The sequence below is a fragment of the Georgenia sp. SYP-B2076 genome (genome assembly GCF_003991205.1).
In the GTDB taxonomy this organism is placed as follows: domain Bacteria; phylum Actinomycetota; class Actinomycetes; order Actinomycetales; family Actinomycetaceae; genus Georgenia.
Genome location: NZ_RXOZ01000014.1, coordinates 1 through 12,495, shown reverse-complemented (window position 1 = coordinate 12,495; position 12,495 = coordinate 1). Strand labels below are relative to the sequence as shown.

At 75.0% G+C, this 12,495-nt stretch carries 13 protein-coding genes and 1 tRNA gene; 7 read left to right on the top strand and 7 right to left on the bottom strand.

The window, feature by feature from the left end:
• Positions 1–9 precede the first annotated feature (9 nt).
• Complete coding sequence (locus EJK16_RS08530; RefSeq protein ID WP_127128333.1) at positions 10–1,149, top strand: FAD-dependent oxidoreductase; 1,140 nt, start codon at positions 10–12, stop codon at positions 1,147–1,149.
• Between the two features lie 91 nt (positions 1,150–1,240).
• Here EJK16_RS08530 and EJK16_RS08525 read toward each other — a convergent pair whose 3' ends face one another.
• On the bottom strand, positions 1,241–1,822 hold the full coding sequence (locus EJK16_RS08525) for a protoglobin domain-containing protein (protein WP_127128331.1): 582 nt from the start codon (positions 1,820–1,822) through the stop codon (positions 1,241–1,243).
• A 135-nt stretch (positions 1,823–1,957) separates the two neighbouring features.
• Between EJK16_RS08525 and EJK16_RS08520 the strand changes: the two genes are divergently transcribed.
• Both EJK16_RS08520 and EJK16_RS08515 read left to right on the top strand, forming a co-directional pair.
• A tRNA-Ser gene (locus EJK16_RS08520) sits at positions 1,958–2,046 on the top strand.
• Positions 2,047–2,200: 154 nt separating this feature from the next.
• Positions 2,201–3,118, top strand: a complete 918-nt coding sequence (locus tag EJK16_RS08515; protein ID WP_127128329.1) for a TIGR03560 family F420-dependent LLM class oxidoreductase — start codon at positions 2,201–2,203, stop codon at positions 3,116–3,118.
• A 13-nt stretch (positions 3,119–3,131) separates the two neighbouring features.
• On the opposite strand, the gene EJK16_RS08510 is transcribed toward EJK16_RS08515, so the two are convergent.
• Positions 3,132–4,016: an HAD family hydrolase gene (locus EJK16_RS08510; protein ID WP_164737246.1), complete on the bottom strand. Its 885-nt coding sequence runs from the start codon at positions 4,014–4,016 to the stop codon at positions 3,132–3,134.
• A 118-nt stretch (positions 4,017–4,134) separates the two neighbouring features.
• On the opposite strand from EJK16_RS08510, the gene EJK16_RS08505 reads away from it, so the two are divergent.
• From EJK16_RS08505 to EJK16_RS08495, 3 genes are read left to right on the top strand one after another with little or no spacing between them, the layout of a single operon-like run.
• Complete coding sequence (locus EJK16_RS08505; protein WP_127128325.1) at positions 4,135–5,097, top strand: zinc-binding alcohol dehydrogenase; 963 nt, start codon at positions 4,135–4,137, stop codon at positions 5,095–5,097.
• A gap of 23 nt (positions 5,098–5,120) precedes the next feature.
• Positions 5,121–5,501, top strand: a complete 381-nt coding sequence (locus EJK16_RS08500; protein WP_127128323.1) for a 6-carboxytetrahydropterin synthase — start codon at positions 5,121–5,123, stop codon at positions 5,499–5,501.
• 7 nt (positions 5,502–5,508) lie between these two features.
• Positions 5,509–6,570, top strand: coding sequence for a glycosyltransferase family 4 protein (locus EJK16_RS08495; RefSeq protein WP_240645883.1), 1,062 nt, complete (start codon positions 5,509–5,511; stop codon positions 6,568–6,570).
• Between the two features lie 27 nt (positions 6,571–6,597).
• On the opposite strand, the gene ribA is transcribed toward EJK16_RS08495, so the two are convergent.
• Positions 6,598–7,965, bottom strand: coding sequence for a GTP cyclohydrolase II (gene ribA / locus EJK16_RS20615; RefSeq protein WP_127128321.1), 1,368 nt, complete (start codon positions 7,963–7,965; stop codon positions 6,598–6,600).
• Positions 7,966–8,511: 546 nt separating this feature from the next.
• Positions 8,512–9,246 (bottom strand): glutamine amidotransferase, encoded by a 735-nt coding sequence (locus EJK16_RS08485; protein WP_127128319.1) that lies wholly within the window; start codon positions 9,244–9,246, stop codon positions 8,512–8,514.
• Between the two features lie 118 nt (positions 9,247–9,364).
• On the opposite strand from EJK16_RS08485, the gene EJK16_RS08480 reads away from it, so the two are divergent.
• A complete protein-coding gene (locus EJK16_RS08480) occupies positions 9,365–10,708 on the top strand; it encodes a uracil-xanthine permease family protein (RefSeq protein WP_127128317.1) in 1,344 nt (447 codons plus the stop codon).
• Between the two features lie 60 nt (positions 10,709–10,768).
• Here the strand turns inward: EJK16_RS08480 and EJK16_RS08475 are convergent, their stop codons facing one another.
• The 3 genes from EJK16_RS08475 to EJK16_RS20140 all read right to left on the bottom strand — a co-directional run bounded on the left by EJK16_RS08475 (position 10,769) and on the right by EJK16_RS20140 (position 12,257).
• Complete coding sequence (locus EJK16_RS08475) at positions 10,769–11,392, bottom strand: LytR C-terminal domain-containing protein (protein ID WP_127128315.1); 624 nt, start codon at positions 11,390–11,392, stop codon at positions 10,769–10,771.
• 111 nt (positions 11,393–11,503) lie between these two features.
• A complete protein-coding gene (locus EJK16_RS08470; protein WP_127128313.1) occupies positions 11,504–11,827 on the bottom strand; it encodes a type II toxin-antitoxin system VapB family antitoxin in 324 nt (107 codons plus the stop codon).
• A 112-nt stretch (positions 11,828–11,939) separates the two neighbouring features.
• Positions 11,940–12,257, bottom strand: a complete 318-nt coding sequence (locus EJK16_RS20140) for a C40 family peptidase (RefSeq protein ID WP_240645882.1) — start codon at positions 12,255–12,257, stop codon at positions 11,940–11,942.
• Positions 12,258–12,495: the final 238 nt, after the last annotated feature.

Here is a 12,495-nt window from a genome sequence, read left to right as displayed (position 1 = left end):
GATCGGCTCATGCGTTGCGTGGTGGTGGGTGCAGGAGCATGGGGGCTGCCGGCGGCGGCCGAGCTGGCCGGCCGGGGGCACGACGTCGTGCTCGTGGATCGGTACGGGGTGGGCAACCCGCTCGCCTCGTCCTCCGGGCCGACGCGGCTGTGGCGGCTGACGCACCCGGACGCCGTGCGGGTGCGCCTCGCCCGGCGCAGCCTCGAGGCCATGGAACGCCTCGCGAACCGCGCCTCGGCAGAGGTGTTCCTGCGCCGCGGCCTCCTGTGGCGCGACGACGTGACCGTCCCGGCGGTGCTGGATGCCCTGGGCTCCGAGGGGGTCGCCCACGAGGTCGTCGAGCCCGACGACGTGGCGCGGTTCTTCCCCGGCCTGCGCCCCGATGGCCGCCCCGCCGTGTGGCAGGAGGACGCCGGGCCCGTGCTCGCCGCGGCGTCCCTGCGCGCGCAGGCGGCCCTGTTCGAGGCGGCCGGCGGGGAGCTCGTCATCGGTCCGGACGTCCGCGACGTGCGCACGACGAGCCACGGGGTGACCGTGCGCTGCGCGGACGGCGAGGTCTTCGAGGGCGACGTCGTCGTGCTGGCGCCCGGGCCCGGCGCGGGCCCGCTGCTCACCGGCCTCGGCGTCGACCTGCCGCTGCGCCCGCGCCTGGAGCAGGTGGTGCACGTGGGGGACCCGGCGTCCCCCGGCGCGGCCGACGACTTCCCGTGCCTGTTCGACGGCCCGCGGGAGGGCGAACCGGGTCTGTACTCGATGCCGACGCCCGGCGTGGGCTACAAGTTGGGCCTGGACCGGCCCGTGCGTGACCTCGCCCCGGGGGACACCGACCGCAGCCCGGACCGGCCGCTGGTCGACGAGACGGTCGAGCGGGTCCGGCGCGACCTCACCGCGCTCGTGCCGCGGGCCATCGACGCCCAGGTGTGCTCGTGGACGCTGTCCCCGGACGGCCGGTTCGTCGTCGACCGCCTGCCCGGCGGCGTGGTGGTGGCCTGCGGGGACTCGGGCGAGGGCTTCAAGTTCTCCGCCCTGATGGGGCTGGTGCTCGCCGACCTCGCCGAGGGCGGCACGGCCGACGCCGACGTCGCGACCTTCTCCCTTGCGCGGTTCGCGGAAGGGGCCGAGGTCACCGAGCACGTGCTGGGGCGGTGAGCGTGCGCGCCGAGGGGAGCGGTCGCTGAGGGGAGGGGACGCGGCGCGCGCCCGCGACGACGGTGCGGCGCTGCCAGACGACGGTGCGGCGCTACCAGGTGTCGGGCGCGTACGGCCGGGACCAGAGCGCGACCTGCATGATCACCGACTTGCGCCAGGCCTCGTGCATCGCGTCGACCTCTTCGGCGGGCCGGTCGCCGCGGGCGAGGAAGTCCCGGACCGTGGCAGTGATCGGGTAGATCAGGGCGATGAGGTAGCGCAGCGGCACGTACGGCACGGAGGCGACGCCGTCGGCCGTGTTCTTCTTCGCCGGGGTGTGCCGCTCGGCGATCTCCTCCTGGTAGGCGAGCCACGCCTCGTCGTAGGGCCGGGTGCAGGTGTCCCGGATCCACTGGCCGAACCGGGCGCGGACGCGCTCGAGGTACGGGGTGATCGGCTTGCCGTCGGGCGTGGAGAACTCCGCCAGCAGCTGGGGGTTGGCGCCCACGAAGGCGTACCAGACGTCCAGGATCTCCTCGACCTGGTCGGCGAGCACCTCGCCCGCCCGGCGCAACGCGGCCTCGTCCTCGGGCCCGAACAGCACGGACGCCTTGAGGAGACCCAGCTCCTCGACGCTCACCGGCGACGGCGCGGCATTGCCGTAGCCGTATCCCGGGATGGTGGTCTCACCCATGGCGCGCTCCCCGGTCGGGTCTCCTTGGTGCGGCCGAGGCTACCGGCGCGCCGTGCCCGGTGGAAGGGGCGTGAGGCGTGCCACTGGCGTCCGGTTTGGGGCACCGCCTCTTCCGCGGGTAACATCACTCGGCGAGGTAGCGTGTCCGAGCGGCCTAAGGAGCACGCCTCGAAAGCGTGTGAGGTTAACAGCCTCCGTGGGTTCAAATCCCACCGCTACCGCCACACGATGTCGCGAGACATCCCGGACAGCCCGGGCCCTCGGTCGAGGGCCCGGGCTTTTCTGTCTCCTGTGGTGGTGGTCGTCGACGGCGGGGCCGAGGATGGGCTCGCGAAGCGTCAGCCGTGCGTGTCGGAGCGCTACAGAGCGAGGCGTCCTGTGCAAGTCAGCGTCAGCGTCACGGACTACACCTGGCCCGCGGGCCCGGCCGGGATCCCGGCCGGCCTCCGGCAGGTGGTCGAGGCCGCCGACGAGGCCGGTATCAACACGGTCTGGGTGGCCGACCACCTCATCCAGGCCGACCCCACCGTGCCCGCGGACACGGACATGCTGGAGGCGTTTACCACCCTCGGCTATCTCGCGGCGCGTACCACCCGTGTGCGGCTGGGCACTCTGGTCGCCGCAGCGACCTTCCGCCCGCCGGCCCTGCTCGTCAAGGCGGTCACCACGCTGGACGTGCTGTCCGGCGGCCGGGCGTGGCTCGGCGTCGGCGCCGGCTACCAGGAGGACGAGGCGCGGGCCATGGGGCTGCCGTTGCCGCCGGTGGCTGAGCGCTTCGAACACCTCGAGGACCTCCTGCGCATCGCGCACCACCTGTGGGCCGGGGACACGTCGCCGTTCGTCGGCACGCACCATCGGCTGGAGGCGCCGGCCTCCGCCCCGGCGCCCGCGTCCGTGCCGCACCCGCCGATCCTGGTCGGGGGTACCGGCGAGCGCCGCACCCTGGCGCTGGTGGCCCGCTACGCGGATGCGTGCAACCTCTTCGACATCCCCGACGACGGCGCCACCGTCCGGCACAAGCTGGCCGTCCTGGCCCGGCACTGCGACGCGGCAGGTCGCCCCACCGGGCAGGTCGAGACCACCCTGAGCACGCGGGTCATGCCCGGGCAGCCGCCGGGCGCCTTCACCCGCCACTGCGCCGATCTCGCCGGCCTCGGGATCGACCATGTCGTCGTCCTGGCGGCCGGCGCGTGGACCGGCGACGCGGTGCGGGCGCTCGCCCCCACGGTCGCCGAGCTCGCGGCGGTGAGGACCACGCCGTGGGGCGAGCTGTACGGACCCGGGCGCGGGGAGTGAGGCGCGCCGTCGCTTACACCGGTCCGGGCACCCGTCTGGGCACCCGCTGGGACACCTGACCGGGCACCTGCCGGGCCCGGGCGTCGAGGAGCTCCTCGACGAAGGCCGCGACGGCGTCGTCGCCGTGGTGGCCGATCTGCAGGCGCGCGATCGCCTTGACCGGCTCCCGGGCGTTCTCCATGGCGACCGGCCACCCCACGCGCGCGAGCCACGGGAGGTCGTTCTCGCCGTCGCCGACGCCGGCCGCCTCGCCCGGGTCGATGCCGAGGCGGTCCAGGATGGCGCCGAGGGCCTGCCACTTGTCGGCGCCCGCGGGGCCGAGCTCGAAGACGTAGTCCATCGAGCGCACCGCCCGCGGGAAGGCCGCGCGGATCTCGGCGTCCAGCTCGTCGAGGCGGTCCGCGGCGCCGAAGAGCATCGCCTTGGTGATGCCCGCCAGCGGGAGGTCGACCCTCGGGACCACGCGGGTGACGGCGGTGGGGTTCGCGGCCACGAGGTAGGCGTGGGCGACGCTGCCGTCCATGACCACCATCTCCCGGTCGGTGAACACGAGCGGCTCGACCTCGCGGGCGAGCCCGAACTCGACGAGGGCCTCGACGTCGCGAGTGTCCATCGTCGCGGTGTGCAGGGGCGCGGCCGTGCGCGTGTCGACGGCGACCGCGCCGTTGGAGGCGACGGCGTACCCGTCGATCCCGGCGCGCTGGAGGATGTCGACCGCGGCGTCGACGATGCGGCCGGTGACGATGATCGGCTCGATGCCCGCCGGGCGCAGCGCCGCCAGGGCACGCAGGGACCGCGGGCTCACGTGGTGGTCGCTGCCCGCGAGGGTGCCGTCCACGTCGAACGCGATCGCGCGGATGCCGAGCAGATCGGCGGGCAGATCGGCGGGCAGGTCCATGCTGGGGTACTCCTCGGGTGGCGGCCCTCCACGGTAACCGGCGCGCGGCGTACGGTCGCCCCGGCGGCCTGCCCGCCGTTCTGGTGGCGAGATCCCCCGGGACCGAGAGAATCGGAACATGTGGACCGCCTACTGGACGACGTCGCCGGGCCGGGGAGAGCTCCGGCCCGAGCGCGCCCGTGACCCCGGCCCCGGCGAGGCTCTGGTGCGCACGCTGGCCTCCGGCATCAGCCGGGGGACCGAGCTGCTCGTGCACCGCGGCGACGTCCCCGCCGAGGTCGCCGCCGTGATGCGGGCCCCGTTCCAGGCCGGCGAGCTCCCCGGCCCGGTCAAGTACGGCTACCTCTCGGTCGGCGTCGTCGAGGCCGGGCCGCCCGGGCTGGCCGGCCGGCGCGTGTTCTGCCTGTACCCCCACCAGGACCGCTACGTCGTGCCCGCCGCGGTGCTCACCCCCGTCCCCGACGACGTGCCCACCGACCGTGCCGTCCTCGCGGGCACCGTGGAGACCGGCGTCAACGCCCTGTGGGACGCCGCGCCCCGGCTCGGTGACCGGATCGCCGTCGTGGGCGCGGGGATGGTCGGCGGCGTGGTGGCTGCCCTGCTGCGCGCCTTCCCGCTCGACCGCCTCGAGCTCCTCGACGTCAACCCCGCCCGCGCCGAGCTGGCCGCTGCCCTGGGCGTGACGTGGCGCCACCCGGACGACGCCGCCGACGGGTGCGACGTCGTCATCCACTGCTCGGCCTCCGAGGAGGGCCTGGCCCGCGGCCTCCAGCTCCTGGGCGACGAGGGCGAGCTCGTCGAGATGTCCTGGTACGGCACGCGCGCGCCGCGGGTGCCGCTCGGGGCGGGCTTCCACGCCCGGCGGCTGAGCATTCGGGCCAGCCAGGTCGGCGCCGTCGCGGCCGCCCGCCGGGCCCGGCGCACGACGGCGGACCGACTCGACCTGGCGCTGCGCCGGCTCGGCGACCCGGCCTTCGACGCCCTCCTCACCGGGCGGTCCGCATTCGCCGACCTGCCGGCGACCATGACGGCGCTGGCCGCCGACCCGGACGCGCTGTGCCACGTCGTCGAGTACCCGTGACCCGATCTCCCAGGAGGAGCCCCATGTACAGCCTGACCGTGCGCGACCACATGATGATCGCCCACAGCCTGCCGCACCCCGCGTTCGGGCCCGCGCAGCAGCTCCACGGCGCCACCTTCGTCGTCGAGCTGACCATCCGGCGCGCCGAGCTTGGCCCCGAGGCGATCGTCATCGACATCGGCGAGGCCACCACCCTGCTGGGCGACGCCCTGGCCGACCTGACGTACACCAACCTGGACGACCACCCCGAGCTCGGCGGGACGCTGACGACGACGGAGGCGCTCGCCCGCGTCGTCGCCGACCGGGTGGCGGCCCGCCTGGCTCCGGGGACCTACGCCGGGCTCGACGTCACGCTGCGCGAGCACCCCGACGCCTGGGCGACGTACTCGCGCGACCTGGGCTGAGGACGGCGTGGCCGGCGCGCGGCTGGGGTTCGTCACGTGGGCCAGCCACGTCCCCAGCGGCGGCAACACCTACAACCAGGAGCTCGTCACCGCGCTGCGGGCCGCCGGTGCCGCCGTCGACGTGCACGAGTTGCCGGGGGACTGGCCGGACCCCTCGGCGCGGGACGTGGCCCGCCTCGCCGGCGTGCTCCGCGGGCACGAGGTGTCGCTGGTGGACGGCATCGTGGCCAGCGCCGCCCCGGCCGCCGTGCGGGGCGCGGTCGACGCCGGGTGCGCCGTGGCCGTGCTCGGGCACATGCCCATCGGTGACGAGGTCGGGCCGGGCGCCGCCCGGCGTGCGGAGCGCGGGGCCCGCGAGCGGGACGCGCTCCGCGGCGCCTCCGTGGTGATCTGCACGAGCCACGGCGCGGCCGCCGAGGTCGCCCGCCGCTACTCCCTGGAGGACGTGCGGGTGGCGCTGCCCGGTGTGCGCCCCGCTCCGCAGGCGACCGGGACCCGGCCCCCGGACCCGCCCGGGCTGCTGGCGCTCGCGGCCCTGACGCCCACCAAGGATCAGGTCGCCCTCGTGCGGGCGCTCGCGCGTGTGCAAGGCCTCCCGTGGAGCGCGCGGCTCGTCGGCCCCGAGGGCGACCCGGCCTACGCCCGCCGGGTCCGGGCGCAGATCGAGGAGGCGGGCCTCACGGCGCGGGTGCACCTCACCGGCGCGCAGACGGGCGCGGACCTCGAGGCGCAGTGGGCCGCGACGGACCTCCTGGTGCTGACGTCACGGACCGAGACCTATGGGCTGGTGGTCACCGAGGCGCTGTCCCGCGGGATCCCCGCGATCGTCCCCGCCGGCACCGGCGCGGTGGAGGCGCTGCAGGCTGGGTCGGCGGGTGGTCCCGGCGAGCGGGCGCAGGGCCGAGCCGTGGCAGCCCGCGACACCGGCGCGCTCGCCGGCGCCCTGCGGGAGTGGCTGACCGACGCGGGGCTGCGCGAGGCATGGCGCGCCGCGGCCCGCGAGCGGCGCGGCCGGCTGCCGGGGTGGGACGTCACCGCGGAGCAGGTCCTGGCGCACCTCGCCGGCTAGGCCGGCCGGTGGGCGCCGGCCGCCCCGTCAGGCTCGTGCGGAGAGGTCGAACTCCGTGCAGATGTCGGCGCCGAGCACGAAGCGCCGCACGGGCGCGGACAGCGCACCCGCGAGCCGGTCGGAGCCGGTGAAGCGGATCCCGGGGACGCCGTCGCCGATGAGCAGCGGCGCGGTGGTGAGGAACAGGCGGTCCAGGAGCCCCGCGGCGAGGAACGCGGAGACCGTCCGCCCGCCGCCCTCGACCAGCACCCGCGCCAGGCCGCGGCGGTGCAGGGCACCCAGCACGGCGTCGGGCGCGAAGCCGGCCTGGCCGCGCGGCAGGTGCAGCACCTCCACGTGCGGCGGCAGGGACGCGGGCACGACGGCCTCCGGCGCGACGCACCACAACGTGGGGCTCTCGGGCTCGGCCAGCACGCGGCTGCCGGCCGGGATCCGGGCGCTCGGGTCCAGGACGACCCGCACCGGCGAGGTGCCCGGTACGGCCCGCACCGTCAGGCGCGGGTCGTCCGCCACGACCGTCGAGGCCCCCACGACGACGGCGTCGACCAGGGCCCGTAGCCGGTGCAGGTGCTCGCGGTCCTCCCCGCCCGTGACGAACTCGGCGTCACCGGTGCGCGCGGCGATGAACCCGTCGGCGCTCTGCCCGAGCTGGCCGATCGTCACGGGTCCGGTGGCGACGAGGGAGCCGTAGCGGTCGAGGAGCACGGAGTCCAGGCCGGCGGCGGCGCTGCGGGGCACCCGTCCCTCGGTGAGCTCGTGCCACACGTCCGGCACGGCGCCGACGCTGTCGTGGCCCATGCGCACCCGCTTGGTGGTGAGGTAGTAGGCGTTCTCGGGCCGGTCGTTCACCGGCAGGGGCTGGCGGGAGACCACCTCGATGCCGAGCTCCTCGAGCTTGACGGCCTTGTCCGGGTTGGAGGACATCAGGCGGATCCGTCCCAGCCCGAGGTGACAGAGGATCTCGGCCGCGTCGTCGTACTCGCGCGCGTCGGCGGGGTAGCCGAGGCGCAGGTTGGCGTCGACGGTGTCCACGCCGGCGTCCTGCAGCGCGTACGCCTCCAGCTTGGCGAGCAGGCCGATGCCGCGGCCCTCGTGCCCGCGCATGTAGATGAGCACGCCGCGCCCCTCGAGGCTGATCTCGTGCAGGGCGGCCTGCAGCTGCTCGCCGCAGTCGCATCGCCTCGAGCCCAGCGCGTCACCGGTCAGGCACTCCGAGTGCACGCGGACGAGCGGGGCGAGGTCGTCGAGACCCTCGCCGGTGACGTCACCCATCACGAGGGCGACGTGGCCCAGTCCCCCCGCGCCGTCGTAGCCGTGCATCGCGAACGTCCCGTGCTCCGTCGCAAGGGTGGTGGAGACGACGCGCCGTGCGCCGACCCGTGTCGTGTCGGTCATCCGCACACTGTGACATGGCGGGCGCCCGCAGTCATGGCGATCCGGGCATGTCGGGGCATTTTCCACCCCTTAACCTGCGGCCACTGTCCGGTTCCCCGTGCACCGACGCCGCTGGGTCGTGGCCCCGGGCCGGGGCGGCGGTCTGTTCGGTGATGTCGCCCGCCGGTTGGGCCCGGTCGGGAGGACACCTGTGAGGTTGTCCCACGAACGGGGCTGGTGAGACTGCTGAGGCACCGCCGCGGGCCGGATGTGTCACACCGGTCCCAGTCGTGGGGCACTCGGGGCGCCGGTGCGCGTCACGGCGGGAGCTGCCGGCGCGCGTCGCGGCGGGAGCCCCCGGTGCGCACGCACCGGGGGCTCCCACGAAGGCGGGCACAACGCTGTGCCCTCGGCGATCAGGCGGCCCCCGGTTGGCGCTCCGCCAGCGGGCGGTTCGTCCCGCGTCCGGGGGTGCTCATGGCGGAGGATCATGCCCGCCCCGCCGGCGCGAGGTGAGTGCATCCCACGTCCTGAGATGCCGCGGCCGCGCGTGGCGCCCGCGGCAGGTCAGTCGCGGGCGTAGCGCTCGACGAAGGAGCGCAGCAACCGCGTCGGCAGGTGCACCTGGGCCGCGGCGACCTCGCGCTCCACGGCCTCCTGCTCTCCTGGCGGGAAGTAGCCGGCGTCCCGGTAGATCGCGATGCGCTCCAGGATGCCTGCCACGTCGAGCTCGGGGTGGAACTGGGTGCCGTAGAGGTTGGTCTTGATCCGGAACATCTGCACCGGGCAGGTGGACGAGGAGGCCAGCAGCACGGCCTGCTCGGGCAGCCGGCTGATGGCCTCCTTGTGCCCCACGTAGGCCTCGAAGGAGCGCGGCAGCCCCGCCAGGAGCGGGTCCTGGGCGCCGTCCTCGGTCACCGCGATGGTCACGGCGCTGATGGGCTCGGCGTACGTGCCGTCGATGGTCGCGCCCTGGTGGCGCCCCAGCGTCCCGACGCCGTAGCAGGCGCCGAGGAACGGGAAGTCCGCCGCGACGACGACGTCGAGGACCCCCGCGAGCTCGGCCTCCACCCGCCGCTGGGTGTCGCTCTTGTGCTCGGCCGGGATGGACCCGGTGAAGGGGCTCCCGCCCACGAAGATGCCCGAGTAGTCGGCGAGCGCGAGGGGCGGCAGCGGGGTCGACTCGAGCCGGATCCGCACCAGCTCGTCCTCGGTGAGGCCGCCGTAGCGCAGGAACGCGGCGTACTCGGCGTCGGCGGCGGCGTCCTCGGGTCGCGTGGCAAGGAGCAGGAACGGCTTCACGGGCAGAGCGTATCGGCGCCGGGTGCGATCGGGCGCGGGCGCGATCGCTACGCTTGGGCCCCGAGCCATGCCCCCCGACGATGTGGGCGCGGGATCGGACGATCTTCGGGAGGGCGCCATGGGCGCAGCAGGCAAGGGATTTGGTCGGTGGACGGTCCATGGTGACGGGCGGCGCATCGGGCCCGGCGAGGTCGTGGCGCCGGAGGAGCGGCTGAGCTGGCCGATCACCATCGGCATCGGCGCGCAGCACGTGGTCGCCATGTTCGGGGCGACCTTCCTGGTCCCGCTGATCACGGGGTTCCCGCCGGCGACGACGCTGTTCTTCTCCGCCGTCGGCACGGTGCTGTTCCTGGTCATCACCGGCGGGCGCCTCCCCAGCTACCTGGGCTCCAGCTTCGCGCTCATCGCGCCGATCACCGCGGCGACGGCGTCGCACGGCATGTCGTCCGCGCTGGGCGGGATCATGGCCGTCGGCGCGCTCCTCGCGGTCGTCGGCCTCGTGGTCCACTTCGCCGGCTCCCGCTGGATCGACGTCATCATGCCGCCGACCGTGACCGGCGCGATCGTCGCGCTCATCGGGTTCAACCTCGCCCCGTCCGCCTGGACGAACGTCCAGAAGGCGCCGCTGACCGCCATGGTGACGATCGCCGCGATCGTCCTGTGCACCGTGCTCTTCCGCGGGATCCTCGGGCGGCTGTCCATCCTCCTCGGCGTCGTCGCCGGGTACGTCACCGCGACGATCCGCGGGGAGGTCAGCTACGCCAAGGTCGGCGAGGCCGCCTGGCTGGGGCTGCCCGACTTCACGGCGCCGACCTTCGACCCCAGCACGCTCGGGCTGTTCCTGCCGGTGGTGTTCGTGCTGGTCGCGGAGAACGTCGGGCACGTGAAGTCGGTGGCGGCGATGACCGGACGGAACCTCGACGACGTCACCGGCCGTGCCCTGTTCGCCGACGGCCTGTCCACCCTGCTCGCCGGCGCCGGCGGCGGGTCGGGCACCACCACCTACGCCGAGAACATCGGCGTCATGGCGGCCACCCGGGTGTACTCCACCGCCGCCTACCTCGTCGCGGCCGTCGTGGCGTTCCTGCTGAGCATGTCCCCGAAGTTCGGCGAGGCCATCGCCACCGTCCCGCCCGGCGTGCTGGGCGGGGCCGCGACGGTGCTCTACGGCATGATCGGGATGCTGGGCGTGCGGATCTGGGTGCAGAACCGCGTGGACTTCTCCGACCCGGTCAACCTCAACACGGCCGCCATCGCCCTGATCATCGGCGTCGCCAACTTCAGCTGGGTGATCGGCGGCGCGAAGTTTGAGGGCATCGCGCTGGGCTCGGCGGCCGCGATCATCGTCTACCACGTCATGCGCCAGCTCTCCCGGGCCCGCGGCACCGGCCAGGAGGCCGCCAGCCCCGCCTCGGTGCCCGGCGGCGCGGAGCTCGAGCGTGGGACGCTGCGCACGCAGTAGGGACTGCACGGCGACGGCGACGGCCGGCCGCGGCGGCCGCCGGGCCCGCTTTCGCGGCGGCTACGCGGCGGCGCCGTCGCCGGCCGGGGCGTCGACGGGCGTGCAGCCCTCCGGCGAGGCCAGCGGCGCGGCGGGGTCGAGCGCGGCGATCTCGTCCGCGGAGAGCATCGCCTCGTAGGTCGCGCCGAGGACGACGTCGACGGTCTCGTCGGTCCGGCTGGTGTCGAGGCTGACCACCGCCGAGGGGAAGAGGCGGGCGACCGTGTACCCGGACGTCACGCCGAGCGGCCCGACCACGACCTGGACGACGCCGGAGTAGGCGCCCTGCGGCCAGTTCGCCTGCTGGTTGACCACCACGCCCACCTGCGTGAGCGAGTCGGCGGAGCTGGCTGCCAGGCCGTTGCGGTCGGTGCCGTTGTACACGTTCGCCGTGATCTCGGAGAAGGCCACGGGGGTGGCATCGGCCGGCACGCAGGGGATCGCCAGGTTCGCGTCGGACGGCTCGGCGGTGCTGAACTCCCGCGCGAACGGGGCGGGGAGGAGACCGGTCCACATGGCGGTGCTCACGAGCCCGACGACCGCCAGCACGGTGATCAGGCCGCCGAAGACGAGGGTCTGGCGCTGCTGCAGGTGGCGGCGCCGGGCGGCGCGGCGCTGGTCGGCGTCGTTGGGGGTGGCTGTCACACCAAGCACCGTAGTGGAGCCGACCCCGCCGACCGGGTTGCCTCGCGAGGCCGCATGACTTCACAAGCCCGGCTCGCGTGGCGAGCCCGAGGGACCTTCCTCCCCGGCGGGTCAGCCCTGCGGGACCGGCTGCCCCGCGTCGTCGAGCTCGAGGATGCGCGCGTGCAGGATGAGGCGTTGGTGGAGCGCCGCGCGCAGGGCGCGGTGGAGGCCGTCCTCGAGATAGAGGGTGCCGCGCCAGGACACGACGTGGGCGAAGAGGTCGCCGTAGAACGTCGAGTCGGAGGAGAGCAGCGAACGCAGGTCGAGCTGGCTCTTGGTCGTGACGAGCTGGTCGAGCCGCACCTGCCGGGGCGGGATCACGGCCCAGTCCCGCGGGCTGGCGAGGCCGTGCTCGGGGTACGGGCGCTCATCGCCCACGGCCTTGAACATCATCAGACGATCCTAGGCGCACGCCCGTCCCGCATCGCAGGAGGCGCGGCGTACCCGCGCCGGACGGCGGCCCATCCCCGGCCGGGGACGGGCCGCCGTCCGGCGGCAGAGCCGCTCAGGACACCCGGATGAAGACCGGGTTGGCGAGGTAGATCGGGCCCTCCTGCAGCGCCTTGCCCGGGCTGCGGGCGGCGATGTGGTTGCCGCCGCCGGTGTAGATGCCGACGTGGCCGGGGCCCCAGACGAGGTCGCCGGGCCTGGCGTCGGCCGCGGAGACGACGGTGCCGGCGCCGCGCTGCGCGCCGGAGGTGCGGGGCAGGGAGATGCCGACCTGCGCGAAGACGTACTGGGTGAAGCCGGAGCAGTCGAAGCCGCCGGGGCCGCTGCCGCCGCTCACGTACGGGGTCCCGACGAACTGGCGCGCGACGTTCACGATCGCGCTCGCCGAGGGGGACGCGGGCGGGGCCGCTGCGGGCGGCGGCTCGGCGGGCGCGGAGGCGGGGGAGGCCGCGACGTTCGCCCGGGCGACGCTCGCCCGGGCGACGGGGGCGCGCGCGGCGCTGCGGGAGACCGCCGGGGCGGCCCGGTCGGCCGTCGCGCCGGCGGGGGGGCAATCCAGGCATCACACCAACCACCCCGACGAGACAGGGCACCCGGCATGTACCAAAACA

What these genes read in the sequence shown, in the direction of transcription:
- EJK16_RS08470 (WP_127128313.1), bottom strand. Translation starts at nt 11,827, where the DNA reads ATGATGTTCAAGGCCGTGGGCGATGAGCGCCCGTACCCCGAGCACGGC.
- EJK16_RS08510 (WP_164737246.1), bottom strand. Translation starts at nt 4,016, where the DNA reads ATGGACCTGCCCGCCGATCTGCCCGCCGATCTGCTCGGCATCCGCGCG.
- EJK16_RS08505 (WP_127128325.1), top strand. Translation starts at nt 4,135, where the DNA reads ATGTGGACCGCCTACTGGACGACGTCGCCGGGCCGGGGAGAGCTCCGG.
- EJK16_RS08500 (WP_127128323.1), top strand. Translation starts at nt 5,121, where the DNA reads ATGTACAGCCTGACCGTGCGCGACCACATGATGATCGCCCACAGCCTG.
- EJK16_RS08530 (WP_127128333.1), top strand. Translation starts at nt 10, where the DNA reads ATGCGTTGCGTGGTGGTGGGTGCAGGAGCATGGGGGCTGCCGGCGGCG.
- EJK16_RS08525 (WP_127128331.1), bottom strand. Translation starts at nt 1,822, where the DNA reads ATGGGTGAGACCACCATCCCGGGATACGGCTACGGCAATGCCGCGCCG.
- ribA (WP_127128321.1), bottom strand. Translation starts at nt 7,965, where the DNA reads ATGACCGACACGACACGGGTCGGCGCACGGCGCGTCGTCTCCACCACC.
- EJK16_RS08480 (WP_127128317.1), top strand. Translation starts at nt 9,365, where the DNA reads ATGGGCGCAGCAGGCAAGGGATTTGGTCGGTGGACGGTCCATGGTGAC.